This window comes from Rhizobium sp. SVR5-2C, from assembly GCF_056755115.1.
The window spans coordinates 1-272 of sequence record NZ_JBNDHT010000403.1 but is presented as its reverse complement, the minus strand read 5'-3'; the positions used below and the strand labels follow the sequence as shown (position 1 = coordinate 272).

The following is a 272-nucleotide window of genomic DNA, read 5'->3' as shown; positions in this document are numbered from 1 at the left end:
ATGCTAAGGGACGGTATCGATTTCCGCAGCGCACGGTAGCGCGCGCCAAGGTCGATCGGATCGCCTTCGTCCAATTCAGTCGCCTGGTCCAATTCGGCATGGCTCTTCGAGGAGGCATTGGCGCAGAATCCGCGCAAACGGCGCATCCATGGCGCGCCCGCATCCAGTCCCGGCTGCAAGTGGATTGGATGCGTGCAGTTGACCATATAGTAGGCGGGCGCTCCATTGGTCGCCGCGTCGACATGCTCGATCGCCGCGCCCAGATTCCAGCC

Annotated in this window: 1 pseudogene; it reads right to left on the bottom strand. The window is 62.5% G+C overall.

The annotated features are described in order from the left end of the window. Positions 1-272 (bottom strand): annotated as a pseudogene (locus ACPYOI_RS36280) (homocysteine S-methyltransferase family protein); the annotation flags it as partial.